This is a genomic window from Sphingomonas sp. Leaf30, from assembly GCF_001422525.1.
Classification (GTDB): Bacteria; Pseudomonadota; Alphaproteobacteria; order Sphingomonadales; family Sphingomonadaceae; genus Sphingomonas; species Sphingomonas aerolata.
Window position 1 is genome coordinate 537944 of the sequence record NZ_LMKZ01000001.1, and the last position, 18508, is coordinate 556451.

Sequence of the window (18508 nt, forward strand, 5' to 3'; positions counted from 1 at the left end):
GGACCCAGAGCCGCGGAGGGCGGCGCTGCTGGGCCCTGGGTCCTGACTTTCGTCAGGATGACGGGAGGGGGGTAGGATGACGGAATGTGATTACAGGCCGATCCTGGTCGCGAGCCAGCGGGCGGCGGCTTCGGGGGTCTGTTTGTCGGTGTCGCGGTCGACCTGGTAGTTGGCGGTGCGCATCGCCTCGACCGGGATGCGGCCGATAAGCGGGCGGAGTGCGGCGGTGAAGCGCGCGTCGTTCGCGCGCGCGGGGGCGACCATCAGGATCGCGTCATAGCCCGGAATCGCGTGGCGCGGGTCGGTGAGCACGGTCAGCTTGTCCGCGGCGATCCGGCCGTCCGAGGAAAAGGCGGAGATGACGTCCGCCTTCCCGCTCTGCAGTGCGCGGTACATGAAGGTCGGGCTGTACGGCGTGGTGCGCGCGAAGCGGAGCGGATAGGCGCGTTTCACCGCCGCCCATTCGGGGCGTTCGAGGAATTCGAGGTCGCTGCCGAGCGTCAGGCCGGGCGCGGCCTTCACCAGATCGTCGAGGCTCGCGATGCGCTGGCGGCGCGCCACGTCCGCCTTCATCGCAAAGGCATAGGCGTTCTCGAACCCGAGCGTGCCGACCAGGCCGACGCCGTGCGTGCTCTTCGCCCAAGCGCCGATATCGGCGACCATCGCGGTGCGCTCGGGCAGGTCGCTGCGCTTCATCTCGTTGGCCCAGATCGTGCCGGCATAATCGACATAGACGTCGATATCGCCGCCTGAGAGCGCACCGAAGACGAGCGCGGAGCCCAGCCCGTCGCGGTAGGTGACGGTGTAGCCCGCGCGCGTCAGCCGGTCGCCGATCAGCCGCGCGAGGATATATTGCTCGGAGAAGTTCTTCGCGCCGACGACGACCGTCCGGTCGCCGCCGCCGCGGGGCCAGAGCGGCGCGGTGGCGAGCGCGGTGCCGGCGACCAGCAGCGCGGCACTCGCGATCCACAGCCAGCGGCGGCGCGCGCGGATGCCCTGTTCGATCCCGCCGATCAGTGCGTCGACCGCGAGCGCGAGCGCCGCCGCGCTGACGCAGCCGGCAAGCACCAGCGCCCAGTTCTGCGTCTGAAGCCCGGCGAAGATCAGGTCGCCCAGACTCGGCTGGCCGACCGTGGTCGACAGCGTTGCCGCGCCGATCGTCCAGACCGCGGCGGTGCGGATGCCGGCGACGACGACGGGGGCGGCGAGCGGAGCCTCGACGAGGCGGAGCTTCTGCGCGGGGGTCATGCCGACCGCGTCGGCGGCCTGCGACACCGCGGGATCGAGCCCCTGCAGCCCCGCGACCGCGTTGCGCAGGATCGGCAGCAGCGCATAGAGCGTGAGCGCGATCAGCGAGGGGAGGAAGCCCAGCGCCGGGATCCCGCCGCCGACCAGCGCGGAGAGGCTGAGCAGCAGCGGATAGAAGAGCGCAAGCAGCGCGAGGCTGGGGACCGTCTGGACGAGGCTGGCAAAGCCCAATGCGACGCGCGCGACCGCGGCGTTGCGCGCGGACCAGATCGCGAGCGGCAGGCTGATCGCGATGCCGAGCAGCAGCGCCGCCGCGGACAGCAGGACGTGGCTGGCGAGCAGCGGCGGCACGCGGGTCAGCGCGTCGAGGAACGCACTCATGCGACGAGCGCCCGGAGGCGGTCGGCCTGCGCGCGCGGGACCTGGACCAGTGCCTGGGCGTCGTCGCCGCCCTCACCCGCGACGAGGGCTGCGGGGGTCGCATCGGCGACGATCCGCCCGGCCTTCATGACGAGCACGCGGTCGGCGAGCAGCAACGCCTCCGCCATGTCGTGCGTGACGAGGATGGTGGTGAGGCCCAGCCGGTCGTGAAGCTCGCGGATGCGCGTGCCGAGTGCGTCGCGGGTGACGGGATCGAGCGCGCCGAACGCCTCGTCGAGGAGCAGCAGCTTTGCCCCGGGTGCGAGCGCGCGGGCGATGCCGACGCGCTGGCGCTGGCCGCCCGACAGCGCGTCGGGCAGGCGCCCGGCGATGCCGCGCGGCAGGTCGACGAGATCGAGCAGCGCGCCGACATCGGCCTCGTCGCCGCGGCCGGCGATGCGCAGCCCGATCGCGATGTTCTCGGCGATCGTCATGTGCGGGAACAGGCCGATATTCTGGAAGACATAGCCGACCCGGCGGCGCAGTGCGGGTGCGGGGCCGTCCGTGACGTCGGTGCCGTCGAGCAGGACGCGGCCTTCGCTCGGCTCGACCAGGCGGTTGATCGTCTTGAGGAGGGTCGACTTGCCCGATCCGGAGGTGCCGACGAGCGCGACGAAGCTGCCGCCCGCGATGTCGAGCGAGACCGCATCGACCGCGATCGTCGCGCCGTAAGCCTTGGTGACGCGTTCGAAAGCGAGCGCTGGAGATTGATCTGGCATCTGGGCGCAGGATGCGGGAAACATACCGCAAAATCAAACGGAGAGGATCGGCCATGAGCCAGCAGAGCATATTCATCACCGGCGGCGGATCGGGGATCGGCCGCGCGACCGCTTTGCTGTTCGCGCGCAAGGGCTGGCGGATCGGGCTGGCCGACGTCAGCGCCGCGGGGCTGGCGGAGACCGCGGCGCTGCTGCCCGAGGGGGCGTCGACCTATGTGATGGACGTACGCGACCGCGACGCGTGGGTGGCGTCGCTCGACGCGTTCACGACCGTGACGGGCGGGCGGCTCGACGTGCTGTTCAACAATGCCGGGATCGGCTCTGGCGGGCCGCTCGCGACGACCGATTTCGCCGAGATCGACCGGGTGGTCGGGGTCAATCTGGTCGGCGTGCTGAACGGCGCGAAGATCGGTCATGGCTATCTGAAGCGGACGCCGGGATCGTGCCTGCTCAACACCGCATCGGCGTCGGCAATCTATGGCTCGTCGGGGCTGGCGCCCTATTCGGCGACCAAGTTCGGGGTGCGCGCGATCACCGAGGCGCTCGACGGCGAATGGGCGGGCGACGGGATCAAGGTGCGCGCGATCGTGCCGAGCTTCATCGACACGCCGCTGCTGAACACGACCGCGGGGGGATCGAACCGGTCGATTCGCGAAACGGTGACGGGCGCGGGGCTCGAGCTGACCGGGGTCGAGGCAGTCGCCGACGCGGCCTGGGCGGCGGTGCACGGCAATGCGGTCCACACCTATGTCGGCAAGACCGCGCACCGCATGGCATTCGCCGCGCGCTGGATGCCGGGGTCGCTGCGCAAGCGGATGCGGCGGAGTGTGAAGCGGTAGGGGGCCTTCCGTCATCCCGGGTTTGATCCGGGACCCAGAGTCACGGGCGTTGCCGTTTGGGGCTCTGGGTCCTGACTTTCGTCAGGATGACGGGAGGATCGTCAAGAGTCGCCGACGATGGCGTCGATCGCTTCGGCCATTTCGATGTCGCGGGGGGAGAGGCCGCCGGCGTCGTGGGTGGTCAGCAGGATCTCGACGCGGTTCCAGACATTCTTCCATTCGGGATGATGGTTGGCGCGCTCGGCGATCAGCGCGACCTGGGTCATGAAGCCGAATGCCTCGACGAAATCGGCGAACACGATCGTCCGCGTGATCGCGTCGCGACCATCGTCATAATCCCACTCGTCGAGCCCATCGAGCGCCTCGGCCCGCTCGGTCTCGTTCAGTGCCTCGATCATTCGCGTACCCTTGCAGCTATGGATCGCCAACGCGTATGGCTGGAGCCATGAGCGGGCAAGCGACAATCCATGGTGATACGCAGGGGCTCGCGCCCGATGCGGCTGCGATCGAGGCGATCGGGCGCGCGACGATCGCGCGGCTGCCCGCCGAATTTCGCGTGCATCTGGGCGACGTGGTCTTCGCCATCGAGGAATTCGCCGACGAGGAGACGCTGGCAGAGCTCGGCATCGAGCATCCGCTCGACCTGTCGGGGGTGTATCAGGGGCGGCCGCTGGGCGAGAAATCGTCGATGGATAGTGGCGCGATGCCCGACCGCATCACGCTGTACAGGCGGGCGATCCTCGAGGAATGGATCGAGACGGGGGTGCGGCTCGACGATCTGGTCGCGCATGTCACGATCCACGAGATCGGGCATCATTTCGGGCTGAGCGACGACGACATGCATGCGCTGGAAGACGCCGCGGCGTGAGCCTGGCGTTTCGCCGTGTCGCCTGCGACCGCGGCGGACGGCGGCTGTTCGACGACGTGTCGTTCGCGCTGGCGGCGGGCGAGGCTGCGGTCGTCGCGGGGCCGAACGGCGTCGGCAAATCGAGCCTGATCCGGATCGCCGCGGGGCTGTTGCCGCCCGCCGCGGGTGAGGCCACGGCGACCGGGCGCATCGCGCTGCTCGCCGAGGCGGCGGCGCTGGATGCGGAGCGCACGGTGCGCGAGGGGCTGGCATTCTGGGCGGCGCTCGACGGGGCGGACGCGGCGGCGGTGGCGCAGGCGCTCGACGCGGTCGGGCTCGCGGCACTGGCGGGGGTGCCGGTGCGGATGCTGTCGACCGGGCAGCGGCGGCGGGTGGCGATGGCGCGCGTGGTCGCGTCGGGCGCGCCGATCTGGCTGCTCGACGAGCCGGGCAACGGGCTCGATGCGGCGTCGCTCGGGCGGCTCGAGGCGCTGATCGCGCGGCACCGGGACGCGGGCGGGATCGTCCTTGCCGCGACGCATCTGCCGCTCGCGATCCCGGGGGCGCAGACGATCAACCTGGCGGGTGAGGAGGCGGCGTGATGCTGGCGCTGACCTTGCGCGACGTGCGGCGCGGCTATGCGGGGGGCGGGGCGGCGCTGGTCGTCGCGTTCTTCCTGCTGGTCGCGGTGCTGTTTCCGTTCGCGATCGGGCCCGATGCGGCGGTGCTCGCGCGGGTCGGGGGCGGGGTGATCTGGGCGGCGGCGTTGCTCGCGGCCTTGCTGCCGGTCGAGCGGCTGGTGGGGCCCGATCTGGAGAGCGGGGTGCTCGATCAGTTGCGGGTGCGCGGGGTGTCGCTGGCGCTGGTCGCGGCCTGCAAGGTCGTCGCGCACTGGGTGGCGTTCGCGCCGCCGCTGATGCTGGCGGCGGTGATCGCGGCGGGGTTGCTCGATCTGTCGGGGGCGACGCTGGTGCGGGTCGAGATCGGGCTGGCGATCGGGACGCCGGGGCTCGCCGCGCTCGCGGTCGCGACGGGGGCGCTGGTCGCGGGGTTGCGCGGCGGGAGTGCGGTGGCGGGGCTGGTGATGCTGCCGCTCGCGGTGCCGTTGCTGATCTTTGGCGCGGGGGCGCTTGATCCGGGCGGCGGGGCGGGGGCGTTCAAGCTGCTCGGCGCGGTGAGCCTGGTGCTGGTGGCGGGGGCACCGTTCGTGGCGGGGGCGGCGATGCGGGCGGGGATGGAGTAGGTTGGGGTTGGGGCAGGTGCTTCGACTTCGCTCAGCACGAACGGTGAGGCTGGTCCAGCTTCAGTCGCGGGACCAGCGGGCCCAGATGGCGGTGGGGAGGGTGAGGCCGCGGGTTTCCTCGCGGACGCCGAGTTCGCCGGCTTCGACCTTGCCGGGCAGGTCGGCGAAGACCTGGTTGAGCAGTTCGCCGATCGCGAGCGCGGACATGCGGACCGCGTAGACGGTGAGGAACAGGAAGCGCGAATTCTCGTCGAGCAGCTTGCGGCAGTCGGCGATGAGGCGGGGGAGATCCTCCTCGAGCCGCCAGACCTCGCCCTCGGGACCGCGGCCATATTTGGGGGGATCGAGCAGGATGCCGTCATAGCGACGGCCGCGCCGCACTTCGCGCGCGACGAACTTGGCGGCGTCGTCGGTCATCCAGCGGATCGGCGCGTCGGCCATGCCCGACAGCCGCGCATTGGCCTTGGCCGCCTCGACCGACTTCTTCGACGCATCGACATGGACCATGCGGACGCCCTTGGTCGCCATCGCGAGCGTGCCGACGCCGGTATAGCCGAACAGGTTCATGCATTCCGGACTGTCGAGCCCGGCGACGCGCTCGCGCATCCAGCTCCACACCGGCGCCATGTCGGGGAAGAAGCCGAGATGGCGGAAGGGGGTGGTCTGCGCGGTGTAGGACACCTCGTTCCACTTGAGCGTCCAGCCCTCGCGGGGCACGGGTTCCGAAAATTCCCAGCGGCCGCCGCCATCCTCGTCCGAGCCGGGGACGAATTCCCCTTGCGCCTTCCAGTCGGTCGAGGCGGGGGCCCACATCGCCTGTGGTTCGGGGCGGATGAAGCGGAAGCGGCCATAGCGTTCGAGCTTCTTGCCGTGGCCCGAGTCGATCAGGCCGTAATCGGCCCAGGGTTCGCCGATGAGGGTGTCGAGCGTCTTCATGCCGACGGCTTTGCGCGGTCGGCGATATAGGCGGTGATCGCGTCGAAGGTGGCAGGCAAGGTGACGTAGCGTTCCTCGCGCTGGAACAGGTCGCCGACACGTGCGGGGAGCGAAGGGCGGACGCCGGTCGCGCGCTCGACCGCGTCGCGGAACTTGGCGGGATGCGCGGTGGCGAGCGTGACGATCGGCGTGCCGGGCGGCACCTCGGTGCGCAGCGCGGCGGCGAGGCCGATCGCGGTGTGCGGGTCGATCACCTGGCCGGCATGCTCGTGTGCCCAGCGCATCGCGAGCGTCATGTCGTCGAGATCGACACGGTCGCTCTGGAACAGCGCCGCCGCCCCTTGCGACTGCGCGTTGGTCAGCCGCATCGCGCCCGAGGATTCGAAGCCTGCCATCTGCGCGGCGAGTGCTGTGCCGTCGCGGGCGCCGAGGTCGAACAACAGGCGTTCGAAGTTCGAGCTGACCTGGATGTCCATCGACGGGGTCGGGGTCTGTTCGACGCCGGTCTTCGAATAGTCGCCGCTGCTGAGCGCGCGGTGGAGGATGTCGTTGACGTTGGTCGCGACGATCAGCCGCGCGACGGGAAGGCCCATGCGGGCGGCGACATAGCCCGCGAAGACGTCGCCGAAATTGCCCGTGGGCACGGAGAAGGCGACCGCGCGGTCGGGCGCGCCGAGGCGGACCGCGGCGTAGAAGAAGTACACGACCTGCGCCATCAGCCGGGCCCAGTTGATCGAGTTCACCGCGGAGAGCGCGAACCGGTCGGAGAAGCCGGGGTCGTTGAACATCGCCTTCACGAGCGCCTGCGCGTCGTCGAAGCTGCCTTCGATGGCGATGTTGTAGACATTGGGGCTGAGCACCGTCGTCATCTGGCGGCGCTGGACGTCCGAGATGCGGCCGGCGGGGTGGAGCATGAAGATGTCGATGCCCTCGCGCCCCGCGACCGCGTCGATCGCGGCCGAGCCGGTGTCGCCGCTGGTCGCGCCGACGATCGTCAGGCGCTTGGTGGTACCGGCGAGGAAGCGTTCGAAGAAGAGGCCGAGCAGCTGGAGCGCGACGTCCTTGAACGCGAGCGTCGGGCCGTGGAAGAGTTCGAGCAGCCACTGGTCGTGGTCGAGCTGGACCAGCGGGACGACCGCAGCGTGTGAGAAGCGGCCATAGGCCTGGTCGCAGAGCGCCTTCAGCTCGTCGCGGGTCATCGCGTCGCCGACGAACGGCGCCATGACGGCGACCGCGGTGTCGACATAAGAGAGGCCGGCGAGTGCTGCGATCTCGTCGCGGGTCATCGTCGGCCATGTCTCGGGAAGATAGAGGCCGCCATCGGATGCGAGACCGGCGAGCGTCGCCGCTTCGAAATCGAGGACGGGGGCCGAGCCGCGGGTGCTGATGTAACGCATGGCCAAGCCGGTTAGCGGGACGCAGCTTTCGACACAAGTTTGCCGCGCTTGGCCAGTGCCAGGACATAAATGATCGCGGCGATGGCGGCAAAGAAGAACCACTGGCCGGCATAGGCGAGATGGTTGTTCGGGACCGAGGCGATGTCGGGCCTGCCATTGGGGGCGAGGCCGGCGGGCGGCGTGTCGGCGACCAGCATCAGCCGCGCCGGGGTCGGGTCGAACAGCGAACCGATCAGCGAGCGGCCGTCGGGGGCGTGGGTGATATAGCCCGAAACTGCGCCGCCGGGCCATTGGGGCTTGAGCTTCGGATCGCGCGTCGTGCCGAGCTGGACGATCATGCCGGGGCCCTCGGCGCCAGTGCGGCAGTCGGCGATGACGCGGAAGCCCGCCTTGCCCGCGCCGGCGAGGCGGATCGCGGTCGGCTCGAGGCAGACGCCCGTCGCGCGGCGGAAGAGCAGGGTCTCGTCGGGGAAACTCGGGAACGCCATCGGCGGACGCGCGGGGTTGGCGGCGAGCTGGGCGAGGAACGCCTCCTTTTTGGGGAGGCGGTCGAGCAGCTGCCACAGGCCGAGCGCGATCATCGCCGCGACCGCGACCGCGACGAGCAGCGTCGGGAGGACGGGGAAACGTCGGGTGGTCGTCACGGCTGGCTGCGACCCTCGCGCGCGGCGTTGCGATATTCGGCGGACATGAGCGCACCCTTGGCGGCGCGGAGCGACAGGATGACGCCCGCGGCGGTGAACGGGATCCAGACCAGCATGTGCACCCAGAGCGGCGGGTGCAGCGTCAGCTCGAGCGTGATCGCGAGCGCGACGACGATCGCGCCGAGGATCAGTGTCAGGAACGCGGCGGGACCGTCGCCGACGTTGAACTTGCTGAAGTCGAGGCCGCAATTGGAGCAGCGGTCGGCGAATTCGGCCCATCTGGCGAAGAGGGTGGGCTTGCCGCAGCGCGGGCAGAGGCCCTTGAGCGCGACCTGGGCGATCGGGGGGGCGGAGGCGAGGGGGTAGGGGTCGGGGGTCATGCGCGGTCGCCTTGCCCGGTGTGGCTCCCCGCGGGGGCGGGGAGCCAGGCTGGGCTCCCGCCTTTGCGGGAGAACAGGGGGCGGGTGCTGCATATCGCTTGCGGCATCGCCTTACCGGCAAGGGCCACCTCCCCGGCGGAGGCCGGGGTCCAGTTGGGGGACGTTGCTAACGCAGGGTAGCGCGTCGTTACCGCGGCCTTCCCAACTGGGCCCCGGCCTTCGCCGGGGTGGGGCCTATCGGGGTGGTGCCTACCGGGGTGGTAGGCAGGGATGGTGGCGTGAACGCTCAACCGCCGTGGACGGGGGCGCCCCAGCCGCCCCAGACATAGACGGTGACGAACAGGAACAGCCAGACGACGTCGACGAAATGCCAGTACCAGGCCGCGGCCTCGAAGCCGAAATGCTGGCGGGGGGTGAAGTCGCCCTTATAGGCGCGGACGAGGCAGACGATCAGGAAGATCGTGCCGATGAGGACGTGGAAGCCGTGGAACCCGGTCGCCATGAAGAACGCGGCGCCATAGTTGATCCCCTTGAACGGGAAGGGCGCGTGCATGTACTCGTAGGCCTGGATCGCGCTGAACAGCGCGCCGAGGATGACGGTCAGCCACAGACCCTTGAGCACGCCGTCGCGGTTGCCGACGCCGATCATGCCCCACAGCCCGGTCTTCTCGCCACCGCGCTGGTTGTGGATCAGCGCGTGGTGCGCCCAGGTGACGGTGGTGCCGGACGTCAGCAGGATCAGCGTGTTGAGCAGCGGGAGCTCGAACGGATTGATGACGGTGAGGCCCTTGGGCGGCCACTGCGCGGCGACCGCAGCCGCACCTTCGGCGGCGCGTTCGACCTGGCCGTCGACGATGCTCATCGCGGTCGGGAAGAGCGAGAAGTCGAAGAACGCCCAGAACCAGCCGACGAAGAACATGACTTCGGAGGCGATGAACAGGATCATGCCGTAGCGGAAGTGGAGCTGGACGACGGGGGTGTGATCGCCCGCGCGCGCCTCGGCGATGACCTGCGCCCACCAGCTGTAGAAAGTGAAGAGCAGCCCGGCGAGGCCGATGAAGAAGATCCAGCCGCCGCCATTGGGCTTGTCGACATGGCCGCCATGCATCCACATGACGCCGCCAACCGCCATCACGAGTGCGGACATCGACCCGACCAGCGGCCAGACGCTGGGCGGCAGGATGTGATAATCGTGGTTCTTGGCGCCGGCCATGGTACTCCCCTATGTTCTTTACGACTGTCCTAGCTTGCGTTTTTCGCGGAATCCACCGGGTAAAACGTGTAGCTGAGCGTGATCGTCTGGATATCCGCCGCGTCGGGATCCTTGAGGATCTTCGGATCGACGAAGAAGATCACCGGCATCCGCGCGGTCTCGCCGGGCTTGAGCGTCTGCTCGGTGAAGCAGAAGCACTGGATCTTGGTGAAATATTTGCCGGCCTGCGCGGGCGTTACGTTGAACGTAGCGGTCCCGGTAATCGGCCGGTCCGAGGTGTTGGTCGCGGTGAAGAACGCCATGTCCCGCGCGCCGACCGCGATCGTGTCCGACGGGTTTTCGGGCGCGAACTTCCACGGCAGCTTCGGGTTCACATTGGCGTCGAAATCGACGCGAATCTGGCGATCGGTCCCGCCCGGCGCGACGAGCCCGCGCTGCGTCGTGCCGTTGAGGCCGGTGACTTGGCAGAACAGGCGGTAGAGCGGCACGCTGGCAAAGGCGAGCCCGGTCATGAAGCAGATGCCGAGCACCGCGAGCAGGGCGGTTCGCGTGGTGCGCTCGACCCGCATCAGTGCGGCATCCCCGCCTGGATCTTGGCGATCGAGATGGCGAAGACGAGGATGACGAACGCGCCGAGCAGCAGCGCCATCACCTTGGCCCGGCCCATCTGGCGGCGGCGGATCAGGTCTTCGCGGGTCTTGTCGTCGTTCATGCCAGCCACCTATCGACGACGAGCGCGCCGAACATCGCAAAGAGATACAGGATCGAATATTTGAACAAGCGCCGCTCGGGCTTCATCGCGTCATCGGTGCCGGTCGTGCGCGTCGCGACGACGACCACGAGCCAGGCGAAGATCCCGGTCAGGACGGTCGCGACGATGCCGTAAAAATTGCCGACCAGGCCGAGCGGCCAGGGGAGCACCGCGGCAAGCGCCATCGGAATGGTGTAGAGGCCGATCTGGGTCCGGGTGACGCGCTCGCCCGCGACGACGGGGAGCATCGGCACGCCTGCATTGGCGTAATCGGTCTTCACGAAGAGCGCGAGCGCCCAGAAATGCGGCGGCGTCCACAGAAAGACGAGCCCGAACAGCAAGAGCGGGAGCAGCGCGACGTCGCCGGTCGCCGCCGCCCAGCCGATCAGCGGCGGGAAGGCGCCGGCCGCACCGCCGATGACGATGTTCTGCGGCGTGCGGCGCTTGAGCCAGACGGTGTAGACGAGGACGTAGAACAGGATCGAGACGGTCAGGATCGCGGCCGCGGCGAGGTTGACCGCGAGCCCCATCAGCAGGACCGAGAAGCTGGCGAGCCCGACGCCGAAATGCAGCGCGGCCTGACGGTCCATCCGGCCGGCGGGGAGCGGGCGCTTCTGCGTGCGGCGCATCACCGCGTCGATATCGGATTCATACCATTGGTTGAGCGCCCCCGCCGCACCCGCGCCGAGCGCGATGCACAGGATCGCGGTGAAGCCGATCACGGGATGGATGCCGACGGGCGCGGCGAGCATGCCGCACAGCCCGGTGAACACGACGAGCGTCATCACCCGGGGTTTGGTCAGCGCCAGAAAGTCGCGCCATTCGGCGGGGGGAAGCAGGGGCGTCGCAGTGGTCATGGTTGCGCAGGCCTATACGCGACCCTGCCGTTCGGGGAAAGCGATGGTTCTGCTCGGGAAATCGAAACCCCGGTATGGTGGCGAACGCCGATCAGGCGGCGGTGATCGGCTGGCCGAGGTCGAGTCGCTCGCCATCGGTGACGATCACGCGGTCGCCGAGCTTCACCGCGTCGAAGATCCGCTTCGCGAACGCCCTGGGCACGCCGATACAGCCATGCGTGGCATAGCCGTCGCCGACATCGCTGCCATGGATCGAGATGCCGTCATTGGTCAGCCGCAGCATGTACGGCATCGGCGCATTGTAGAGGTTGGAGACGTGATCCGCGTCCTTCTGCGTGATCGGGAAGACGCCGAGCGGGGTCGGCTTCTCGTCCGCGCCGTAGATGATGACCGCGGTGCCGATCTCATAGCCCGCGCGGAAGACCGAGACGGTCTGCGCGGCGAGGTCGACGGTGACGACGACGGGCCCCTGGGGGGCGCCGGTCTCGTCCCAGTAATGGTCGCCCTGACGCATGGGCCCGGGGATCTGGAGGATGCGCTTGACGGTGTAGGCGGCGGGATCCGGGGCGGCGGGTTTCGGGGCGGGTGCCGCGGGGCGGGCCTTCGGAGCGGTGCGGGGTGCGGCGGGGTCCTGGGTCGCGGTCACGGGGCGGGCGCCGGTGAGTGCGATCGCGGTGCCGCCGGCGAGGGTCAGGCCGAGAATCGAGACGGCGAGGTGCTGGAGCGTCGGCATGCGCCGTGTTTGGGGACCCGAGCGGGATTTGGCTAGCGGGGGATTTCGGGGCGTGCCGGGGTGGGACAATTTTCGAATGAGCGCTGTCCGGCCGGGCTCTGGGTCCTGACGTCCGTCAGGATGACGGTTTGGGGGAGGACGGCGGATATGAAAAAACGCCCCGGGTTGCCCCGAGGCGTTTTCTGGCTGGCCCCGACACGGGAGCAAGTCCCGTGTCGTCGGACGCGGCGTTGCCGCGCCGGCCGGGCGGGGGCCTGATGGCCCTGATCCGCCCTCAGTCGATCTTCGGCAGGGTCTCGAACTGGTGATAGGGCGGGGGCGAGGAGATCGTCCATTCGAGCGTCGTGGCGCCTTCGCCCCAGGGATTGTCCGCCGCCTTCTTGCCCGCGATCAGCGACCAGATCAGGTTGACGAAGAAGATCGCCATGCCCGCGGCCATGATCATGTAGCCGACCGTCGCGACATAGTTCCAATGTGCGTAGGCGTCGGGATAATCCGGGTAACGGCGCGGCATGCCCTGGAGGCCGAGGAAGTGCATCGGGAAGAACATGACGTTCACGCCGATGAAGAACACCCAGAAGTGAAGCTGGCCGAGGAACTCGTTGTACATCTTGCCCGACATTTTCGGGAACCAGTAATAGAAGCCCGCGAACAGCGAGAACACCGCGCCAAGGCTGAGCACGTAGTGGAAATGCGCCACCACGTAATAGGTGTCCTGCATGTAGTCGTCGATGCCGCCGTTGGCGAGCACGACGCCGGTCACGCCGCCGACGGTGAACATGAAGATGAAGCCGATCGACCAGACCATCGGCGTCTTGAAGCTCATCGAGCCGCCCCACATCGTCGCGATCCACGAGAAGATCTTGATGCCGGTGGGGACCGCGATGACCATCGTCGCGGCGGTGAAGTACATCTTGGTGTTCACCGACAGGCCGGTGGTGAACATGTGGTGCGCCCAGACGACGAAGCCGACCACGCCGATCGCGACCATGGCATAGGCCATGCCGAGATAGCCGAAGACGGGCTTGCGGCTGAACGTCGAGATGATCTGGCTGACGATGCCGAAGCCCGGCAGGATCATGATGTAGACTTCGGGATGGCCGAAGAACCAGAACAGATGCTGGTAGAGGACGGGATCGCCGCCGCCGGCCGGATCGAAGAACGTCGTGCCGAAGTTGCGATCGGTCAGCAGCATCGTGATCGCGGCCGCGAGGACCGGGAGCGCGAGCAGCAGCAGGAACGCGGTGACGAGCATCGACCACACGAACAGCGGCATCTTGTGCAGCGTCATGCCCGGCGCGCGCATGTTGAAGATGGTGGTGATGAAGTTGATCGCGCCGAGGATCGACGAGGCACCCGCGAGATGGAGCGCGAGGATCGCCATGTCGGTCGACGGCCCGGGCTCGCCATAGGTCGAGAGCGGAGCGTAGAGCGTCCAGCCGTTACCTGCGCCGCCGAAGAAGGGCGAGGCGAGCAGCAGCGTGAAGGCGGGGATCAGCAGCCAGAACGACACGTTGTTCATGCGCGGGAACGCCATGTCGGGCGCACCGATCATGATCGGCACGAACCAGTTGCCGAACCCGCCGACCATCGCCGGCATGACCATGAAGAACACCATGATCAGGCCGTGCGCGGTGATCAGAACGTTCCAGAGGTGGAGCGATTCGTCGAGGCTGGCGCTGCCGCCATGGAGCATGCCGGCCCAGCCCTGAAGATACTGGATGCCGGGCTCTGCGAGCTCGGCGCGCATGAGGCCCGAGACCGAGCCGCCGATGATCCCCGCGACGATCGCGAAGATCAGGTAGAGCGTGCCGATGTCCTTGTGGTTGGTCGACATGAACCAACGCGCGAAGAAACCGGGCTTGTGATCGGCATCGTGATGATGCGCGTGCGCATCATGGGCGACGAATGCCGACGGGTTGAGAGCGGTGTCGGTCATCTTAGAGTCCCGCGTTGCCGGCGCCGGCCGGGTTGGAGGTGGCACCCTGCGTGGTGGCGGGCGCTGCGGTGGTCACGTTTTCGACCGGGCCGGTGGCGTTGGCGGTTTCCGCCGCCTCCTCGACCTTGGCCGCGGAGCCGTCGGCGCCGGGCTGTGGAATGACCTTGTCGGAGGCCTGGCCCGGGGTCGGCATCGTGCCGCCCTTGGCCCGGACCCATGCCGCGAACTGCGCGGGCGAGACGGCCTGGACCGCGATCGGCATAAACGCGTGACGCGCACCGCATAGCTCGGAGCACTGGCCGAAATAGAGGCCGGGCTTGTCGATCGTGAAGCTCGTCTCGTTCAGGCGGCCGGGGATCGCGTCGAGCTTGATCCAGAAGGCGGGGACCGCCCAGCTGTGGATCACGTCGTTCGCGGTCGTGATGAGGCGGATCGGCACGCCGACCGGCAGGACGATGCGGTTGTCGGTCGCGAGCAGGCGCGGGCCGTCGGCATCGGTGCGCGCGCGTTCGCCCGCGCCGACGTCCTTGGCCTCCTTCAGCATGTTCGCGGTGACTTCGAAGCCGCCGTTATCCGGATACTGGTAGGTCCAGTACCACTGGTTGCCGATCGCCTTGATCGTCACCGCGCCCGCGGGCGCCGGCTTGAACTGGGCGGAGAGCAGGCCGATCGACGGGACCGCGATCAGCACGAGGATGATCACCGGGGCGAGCGTCCAGATGATCTCGATCACGGTGTTGTGGCTGGTCTTCGACGGCACCGGATTGGCGGCGCGGCGATAGCGGAACACCACCCAGAAGAGCAAAGCGAGCACCAGCAGCGAGACCGCTGTGATCGTCGGCATCAGGATCGCATTGTGCATCCAGTGCGCGAAGACGCCGTTCTTGGTGACCTGTGGCTGGAGGCCGACGGTGCCGGGGGTGGGCTGACCCACGCCGGGGGTCGGGGCCATCGCATAGCCGCCATCCTCAGCGAGCGCCGGGCTGGACGGATTCGCGGTCGCCGGGGCGGCAGCGCTGGTGGGTGCGGTGTTCGACACCCCGGCCGGGCCGGCCGCGGCCTGTGGTGCAGCGCCCGCGGCGCCGGTGTCAGGCGCGGTCGCGGCGGCCTGCGAAGCCGGTGCAGCCTGCCCGGCGACGCCGCCAAGACTCGCCAGTGCGAGCCCCGCTGCGATCGCCAATCCTCTCATCCCCAGTATGCGCATCGTTTTTCTTGACCCCGGTTTGGTGCGAACCCGTATCACGGACGCGCGGATGTCTGCTTATCATTTTGACATTCGGCTATAGGCGGCGGCGGGGCGAGCCTCAACCCCGGTGCGGGCTTTGTTGAATTTGTTGCACGGGCCGGCAAGTCTTTCGGGGCGTATGGCGGCCGGCGCGGTGGCGGTGGCGGGGGCGGTGGCGGTTGTCATTGCGTGGACTTTGCCGCGATCGTACAGCGCGACAGATTTCATTGGAGCGATGACCCGCGATGACCGAAGACGACGTGCTCGCCGAATTCCGCGCTGCCGAGGCGCTGCTCGAGGGGCATTTCATCCTGTCCTCGGGCCTGCGCAGCTCGCGCTATCTGCAATGTGCCCGCGTGCTGATGGACCCGAGGCGTGGCGCGCGGCTGGCGGAGGCGCTGGTCGCGCGCATCCCGGAGGACTTGCGCGCGTCGATCAGCGCGGTGGTGTCGCCGGCGATGGGCGGGGTGATCTGTGGTCATGAGATGGCGCGCGCGCTGGGCGTCGAGGCGATGTTCCTCGAGCGGCCCGACGGCGTGTTCGAGCTGCGCCGCGGCTTCCGGCTGGCGCCGGGGCAGCGCGTGCTGATGATGGAGGACGTGGTGACCACCGGGCTGTCGTCGAAGGAGGCGATCGCGGCGATCGGGCGCGCGGGCGGCGAGACGGTCGCGGCGGCGGCGCTGGTCGACCGGTCGAACGGCGCGGCGGACCTTGGCGTGCCGTTCTTCCCGCTGATCCGGCTCGACGTGCCGACCTATGCGGCGGATGCGCTGCCCCCCGAACTCGCGGCGATTCCGGCGATCAAGCCCGGCAGCAGGGCGGCAGCATGAGCCCCCCCGGCACCGCGCATCTGCGCCTGGGCGTCAACATCGATCACGTCGCGACGGTGCGGAATGCGCGCGGGGCGGGCTATCCCGATCCGGTTCGCGCGGCGCTGGTCGCGGCGGCGGCGGGGGCGGACGGGATCACGGCGCATCTGCGTGAGGATCGCCGGCACATCACCGACGACGACATCGCGCGGCTGTCGACCGAGTTGACCATCCCGCTCAACCTGGAGATGGCGGCGACCGACGAGATGCTCGGCATCGCACTGCGCCACCGGCCGCATGCGGCGTGCATCGTGCCCGAAAAGCGCGAGGAGCTGACCACCGAGGGCGGGCTCGACGTCGCGGGGCATTATGACCGGATGGCACGGCTGGTCGACGCGCTGGCGGGGGCGGGAATCCGCGTGTCGCTGTTCATCGAGCCCGATGCGCGGCAGATCGAGGCGGCGGTGCGGCTGAAGGTGCCGGTCGTCGAGCTGCACACGGGGCGTTACGCCGACCTGTCGGGCGATCCGCGCAGCGTCGAGCTGCGGCGGCTGGAGGATGCGGCGGCGCTGGCGGCGAAGAACGGCATCGAGGTGCATGCGGGGCACGGGCTCACCTATGACAATGTCGCGCCGATCGCGGCGATCCGGCAGGTGCGCGAGCTGAATATCGGGCATTTCCTGGTGGGCGAGGCGCTGTTCGTCGGGCTTGGCGAGGCGGTGCGGCGGATGCGCGAGGCTATGGATGCGGCGCGGTAGCGTGCAGATGGGGTTCACGCGAAGGCGCGAAGGCGCGAAGAGTCTGAAGACCGCCCCGGGCTCGCGTCTCCCGCTCGCTTCGCGCCTTCGCACCTTCGCGAGAACATATCTTGCCTTCCGACTCCAGGCGTCGCGATGATCATCGGGCTGGGGTCGGACCTGTGCAATATCGAGCGGATCCAGGCGTCGGTCGACCGGTTCGGCGAGCGGTTCGAGCAGCGGGTGTTTACCGAGGTGGAGCTGGCCAAGGCGGCGCGGCGGCCGTTTACCAAGGCGGGGACGCTCGCCAAGCGGTTCGCGGCGAAAGAGGCGTTTTCGAAGGCGGTCGGCACCGGGTTTCGCGCGGGCGTGTTCATGAAGGACATCGGCGTCGTCAACGCCGCGAGCGGTGCGCCGACGCTGGCCCTGACCGGCGGGGCCAAGGCGAGGCTTGACGCGTTGACCCCCGAAGGCCACGCCGCACGCGTGCACCTGACCATGACGGACGATCATCCCTGGGCGCAGGCCTTTGTGATAATCGAAGCGATACCCCTGTTATCCGCGGATAAAGATCGATGAAGGAAGCGGCGTTGGACGGCAAAGAGTCGCTCGAGAATCCGGCAGCATCGCGGGTCGGCGCCACACCCGTCCCGCCCCCGGGCAACGACGGTTCCCCTCCCACCATAACGACGGCACCCGCGCGGCGCGGGACCGACTGGTGGGGCGAAGTGAAGGGCATATTCTGGCTGGTGCTGGTGGTGCTCGGCTTCCACAGCTTCATCGCCAAGCCCTTCTACATCCCGAGCGAATCGATGCTGCCGGGGTTGCGGATCGGCGACCGGCTGGTCGTCACCAAATTCGCCTATGGCTGGTCGTTCGTGTCGCCGACGATCCCAAACCCGGTCGCGATCTTCAAGAGCGTCGTGCTTCGCCAGCAGGAAGACAGCTGGAGCGTGCAGATCCCCTTCATCAAGGGGCGGCTGTTCGGGTCGCTGCCGACGCGCGGCGACGTGGTGATCGTGACGCCGCCGGGGACGCAGAACGACTATATCAAGCGCGTGATCGGCCTGCCGGGCGACCGGCTGGAAGTGCGCGGCGGGACGGTGATCCTGAACGGCGTGCCGGTGAAGCGCGGCCCCGTCCACGACACGCTGATCCCGGTCGACACCAACAGCCCGTGCAGCGAGGACGAATATCCCGGCGCGCGCGAGACGCGGGCGGACGGCGCGATGATCTGTCGCCTGCCGACGATCACCGAGACGCTGCCCAATGGCCGGCGGTTCGACACGATCGAGATGGGCTGGAGCCCGGGCGACGATTACGGGCCGATCACGATCCCGGCGGCTCATGTCTTCCTGATGGGCGACAACCGCGACCGGTCCGCGGACAGCCGCTTCGCGCTGACGCAGCTCGGCCTTGGCGGACCGGTGCCGTACGAGAATCTGGGCGGGCGCGCGGAGTTCATCACCTTCAGCCTCGACGGCGATGCGACCTACAACCCGCTGACCTGGTGGGGATCGCTCCGGTCGGATCGCGCGGGCACGTCGCTGCACCCTGTATCGGCGAACTGA

Annotated in this window: 22 protein-coding genes; 8 read left to right on the forward strand and 14 right to left on the reverse strand. The window is 68.8% G+C overall.

Annotation, left to right across the window (positions count from 1 at the left end):
- Positions 1-90: 90 nt before the first annotated feature.
- Together ASE89_RS02565 and ASE89_RS02570 are read right to left on the reverse strand one after the other, a co-directional pair.
- Positions 91-1629, reverse strand: coding sequence for an ABC transporter permease/substrate-binding protein (locus tag ASE89_RS02565; protein ID WP_056673736.1), 1539 nt, complete (start codon positions 1627-1629; stop codon positions 91-93).
- On the reverse strand, positions 1626-2387 hold the full coding sequence (locus tag ASE89_RS02570) for an ABC transporter ATP-binding protein (protein WP_056675195.1): 762 nt from the start codon (positions 2385-2387) through the stop codon (positions 1626-1628). The genes ASE89_RS02565 and ASE89_RS02570 overlap by 4 nt, the downstream gene beginning before the upstream one ends.
- A 53-nt stretch (positions 2388-2440) precedes the next feature.
- Between ASE89_RS02570 and ASE89_RS02575 the strand changes: the two genes are divergently transcribed.
- A complete protein-coding gene (locus ASE89_RS02575) occupies positions 2441-3226 on the forward strand; it encodes an SDR family oxidoreductase (RefSeq protein ID WP_056673738.1) in 786 nt (261 codons plus the stop codon).
- 101 nt (positions 3227-3327) lie between these two features.
- On the opposite strand, the gene ASE89_RS02580 is transcribed toward ASE89_RS02575, so the two are convergent.
- The gene (locus ASE89_RS02580) at positions 3328-3624 is read right to left on the reverse strand and encodes a 4a-hydroxytetrahydrobiopterin dehydratase (protein ID WP_031394518.1); all 297 of its coding nucleotides are present in this window, start codon (positions 3622-3624) and stop codon (positions 3328-3330) included.
- A 47-nt stretch (positions 3625-3671) separates the two neighbouring features.
- Between ASE89_RS02580 and ASE89_RS02585 the strand changes: the two genes are divergently transcribed.
- From ASE89_RS02585 to ASE89_RS02595, 3 genes are read left to right on the forward strand one after another with little or no spacing between them, the layout of a single operon-like run.
- On the forward strand, positions 3672-4094 hold the full coding sequence (locus ASE89_RS02585; RefSeq protein WP_234387565.1) for a metallopeptidase family protein: 423 nt from the start codon (positions 3672-3674) through the stop codon (positions 4092-4094).
- Positions 4091-4675 carry a heme ABC exporter ATP-binding protein CcmA gene (gene ccmA / locus ASE89_RS02590; RefSeq protein WP_056407011.1) on the forward strand — a complete coding sequence of 195 codons (585 nt, stop codon included), beginning with the start codon at positions 4091-4093 and terminating at the stop codon, positions 4673-4675. The genes ASE89_RS02585 and ccmA overlap by 4 nt, the downstream gene beginning before the upstream one ends.
- A complete protein-coding gene (locus ASE89_RS02595; RefSeq protein ID WP_056673741.1) occupies positions 4675-5316 on the forward strand; it encodes a heme exporter protein CcmB in 642 nt (213 codons plus the stop codon). Before ccmA ends, ASE89_RS02595 begins: the two co-directional genes overlap by 1 nt.
- 60 nt (positions 5317-5376) lie before the next feature.
- On the opposite strand, the gene ASE89_RS02600 is transcribed toward ASE89_RS02595, so the two are convergent.
- From ASE89_RS02600 to coxB, 11 genes are all read right to left on the reverse strand, one after another.
- Positions 5377-6252, reverse strand: a complete 876-nt coding sequence (locus tag ASE89_RS02600; protein ID WP_056017567.1) for a class I SAM-dependent methyltransferase — start codon at positions 6250-6252, stop codon at positions 5377-5379.
- Positions 6249-7649, reverse strand: coding sequence for a threonine synthase (gene thrC / locus ASE89_RS02605; RefSeq protein WP_056673744.1), 1401 nt, complete (start codon positions 7647-7649; stop codon positions 6249-6251). Before thrC ends, ASE89_RS02600 begins: the two co-directional genes overlap by 4 nt.
- Before the next feature lie 11 nt (positions 7650-7660).
- On the reverse strand, positions 7661-8293 hold the full coding sequence (locus ASE89_RS02610) for an SURF1 family cytochrome oxidase biogenesis protein (protein ID WP_269082940.1): 633 nt from the start codon (positions 8291-8293) through the stop codon (positions 7661-7663).
- Positions 8290-8673 carry a DUF983 domain-containing protein gene (locus ASE89_RS02615; protein ID WP_031441783.1) on the reverse strand — a complete coding sequence of 128 codons (384 nt, stop codon included), beginning with the start codon at positions 8671-8673 and terminating at the stop codon, positions 8290-8292. Before ASE89_RS02615 ends, ASE89_RS02610 begins: the two co-directional genes overlap by 4 nt.
- 286 nt (positions 8674-8959) lie before the next feature.
- Positions 8960-9886, reverse strand: coding sequence for a cytochrome c oxidase subunit 3 (locus tag ASE89_RS02620; RefSeq protein WP_031441784.1), 927 nt, complete (start codon positions 9884-9886; stop codon positions 8960-8962).
- Positions 9887-9915: 29 nt separating this feature from the next.
- Complete coding sequence (locus ASE89_RS02625; RefSeq protein WP_031441785.1) at positions 9916-10455, reverse strand: cytochrome c oxidase assembly protein; 540 nt, start codon at positions 10453-10455, stop codon at positions 9916-9918.
- Positions 10455-10598, reverse strand: coding sequence for a hypothetical protein (locus tag ASE89_RS20695; RefSeq protein ID WP_166746380.1), 144 nt, complete (start codon positions 10596-10598; stop codon positions 10455-10457). The genes ASE89_RS02625 and ASE89_RS20695 overlap by 1 nt, the downstream gene beginning before the upstream one ends.
- Positions 10595-11494: a heme o synthase gene (locus ASE89_RS02630; protein WP_037530876.1), complete on the reverse strand. Its 900-nt coding sequence runs from the start codon at positions 11492-11494 to the stop codon at positions 10595-10597. Before ASE89_RS02630 ends, ASE89_RS20695 begins: the two co-directional genes overlap by 4 nt.
- A 91-nt stretch (positions 11495-11585) precedes the next feature.
- A complete protein-coding gene (locus ASE89_RS02635) occupies positions 11586-12227 on the reverse strand; it encodes a L,D-transpeptidase family protein (protein WP_082451195.1) in 642 nt (213 codons plus the stop codon).
- A gap of 274 nt (positions 12228-12501) precedes the next feature.
- A complete protein-coding gene (ctaD, locus tag ASE89_RS02640) occupies positions 12502-14166 on the reverse strand; it encodes a cytochrome c oxidase subunit I (RefSeq protein ID WP_031393246.1) in 1665 nt (554 codons plus the stop codon).
- Position 14167: 1 nt separating this feature from the next.
- Complete coding sequence (gene coxB, locus ASE89_RS02645) at positions 14168-15355, reverse strand: cytochrome c oxidase subunit II (RefSeq protein ID WP_373929223.1); 1188 nt, start codon at positions 15353-15355, stop codon at positions 14168-14170.
- A gap of 281 nt (positions 15356-15636) precedes the next feature.
- On the opposite strand from coxB, the gene pyrE reads away from it, so the two are divergent.
- From pyrE to lepB, 4 genes are all read left to right on the forward strand, one after another.
- Positions 15637-16221: an orotate phosphoribosyltransferase gene (gene pyrE, locus ASE89_RS02650; RefSeq protein WP_056673750.1), complete on the forward strand. Its 585-nt coding sequence runs from the start codon at positions 15637-15639 to the stop codon at positions 16219-16221.
- Positions 16218-16958 carry a pyridoxine 5'-phosphate synthase gene (locus ASE89_RS02655; RefSeq protein WP_056673754.1) on the forward strand — a complete coding sequence of 247 codons (741 nt, stop codon included), beginning with the start codon at positions 16218-16220 and terminating at the stop codon, positions 16956-16958. The genes pyrE and ASE89_RS02655 overlap by 4 nt, the downstream gene beginning before the upstream one ends.
- A gap of 135 nt (positions 16959-17093) precedes the next feature.
- Entirely contained in the window at positions 17094-17516 is a 423-nt protein-coding gene (gene acpS / locus ASE89_RS02660) for a holo-ACP synthase (RefSeq protein WP_031396115.1), read from the forward strand.
- Positions 17513-18508: a signal peptidase I gene (lepB, locus tag ASE89_RS02665; RefSeq protein WP_056673757.1), complete on the forward strand. Its 996-nt coding sequence runs from the start codon at positions 17513-17515 to the stop codon at positions 18506-18508. Before acpS ends, lepB begins: the two co-directional genes overlap by 4 nt.

Coding starts and splice junctions, on each gene's coding strand:
- ASE89_RS02565 (WP_056673736.1), bottom strand. CDS start 1,629: ATGAGTGCGTTCCTCGACGCGCTGACCCGCGTGCCGCCGCTGCTCGCC.
- ASE89_RS02570 (WP_056675195.1), bottom strand. CDS start 2,387: ATGCCAGATCAATCTCCAGCGCTCGCTTTCGAACGCGTCACCAAGGCT.
- ASE89_RS02575 (WP_056673738.1), top strand. CDS start 2,441: ATGAGCCAGCAGAGCATATTCATCACCGGCGGCGGATCGGGGATCGGC.
- ASE89_RS02580 (WP_031394518.1), bottom strand. CDS start 3,624: ATGATCGAGGCACTGAACGAGACCGAGCGGGCCGAGGCGCTCGATGGG.
- ASE89_RS02585 (WP_234387565.1), top strand. CDS start 3,672: ATGAGCGGGCAAGCGACAATCCATGGTGATACGCAGGGGCTCGCGCCC.
- ASE89_RS02595 (WP_056673741.1), top strand. CDS start 4,675: ATGCTGGCGCTGACCTTGCGCGACGTGCGGCGCGGCTATGCGGGGGGC.
- ASE89_RS02600 (WP_056017567.1), bottom strand. CDS start 6,252: ATGAAGACGCTCGACACCCTCATCGGCGAACCCTGGGCCGATTACGGC.
- thrC (WP_056673744.1), bottom strand. CDS start 7,649: ATGCGTTACATCAGCACCCGCGGCTCGGCCCCCGTCCTCGATTTCGAA.
- ASE89_RS02615 (WP_031441783.1), bottom strand. CDS start 8,673: ATGACCCCCGACCCCTACCCCCTCGCCTCCGCCCCCCCGATCGCCCAG.
- ASE89_RS02620 (WP_031441784.1), bottom strand. CDS start 9,886: ATGGCCGGCGCCAAGAACCACGATTATCACATCCTGCCGCCCAGCGTC.
- ASE89_RS02625 (WP_031441785.1), bottom strand. CDS start 10,455: ATGCGGGTCGAGCGCACCACGCGAACCGCCCTGCTCGCGGTGCTCGGC.
- ASE89_RS20695 (WP_166746380.1), bottom strand. CDS start 10,598: ATGAACGACGACAAGACCCGCGAAGACCTGATCCGCCGCCGCCAGATG.
- ASE89_RS02630 (WP_037530876.1), bottom strand. CDS start 11,494: ATGACCACTGCGACGCCCCTGCTTCCCCCCGCCGAATGGCGCGACTTT.
- ASE89_RS02635 (WP_082451195.1), bottom strand. CDS start 12,227: ATGCCGACGCTCCAGCACCTCGCCGTCTCGATTCTCGGCCTGACCCTC.
- ctaD (WP_031393246.1), bottom strand. CDS start 14,166: ATGACCGACACCGCTCTCAACCCGTCGGCATTCGTCGCCCATGATGCG.
- coxB (WP_373929223.1), bottom strand. CDS start 15,355: ATGAGAGGATTGGCGATCGCAGCGGGGCTCGCACTGGCGAGTCTTGGC.
- pyrE (WP_056673750.1), top strand. CDS start 15,637: ATGACCGAAGACGACGTGCTCGCCGAATTCCGCGCTGCCGAGGCGCTG.
- ASE89_RS02655 (WP_056673754.1), top strand. CDS start 16,218: ATGAGCCCCCCCGGCACCGCGCATCTGCGCCTGGGCGTCAACATCGAT.
- acpS (WP_031396115.1), top strand. CDS start 17,094: ATGATCATCGGGCTGGGGTCGGACCTGTGCAATATCGAGCGGATCCAG.
- lepB (WP_056673757.1), top strand. CDS start 17,513: ATGAAGGAAGCGGCGTTGGACGGCAAAGAGTCGCTCGAGAATCCGGCA.